The organism is Mycolicibacterium komossense, assembly GCF_025822605.1.
GTDB lineage: Bacteria > Actinomycetota > Actinomycetes > Mycobacteriales > Mycobacteriaceae > Mycobacterium > Mycobacterium komossense.
The window spans coordinates 285-489 of the sequence record NZ_JACKTY010000033.1; the positions used below are offsets into that span (position 1 = coordinate 285).

Here is a 205-nt window from a genome sequence, read left to right on the forward strand (position 1 = left end):
CTGGACTTGGGTCGCAGCAAGCGGATCGCCTCGGCCGATCAGCGGATCGTCCTGCACGCCAAAGACCGCGGCTGCACATTCCCCGGCTGCACCGTCCCCGGGTTCCTCACCGAAGTCCACCACGCCGAATGCGACTGGGCCGATGACGGCCACACCAACATCAACGACCTCACCCTGGCCTGCGGCCCCCACAACCGCCTCGTCA

1 protein-coding gene is annotated in these 205 nt (G+C 67.3%); it reads left to right on the forward strand.

Annotated elements, in window-relative coordinates; all coding sequences use genetic code 11:
• Positions 1-205: HNH endonuclease signature motif containing protein (locus H7J73_RS20510; protein WP_264069484.1), on the forward strand; the 205-nt coding region annotated here is incomplete at both ends.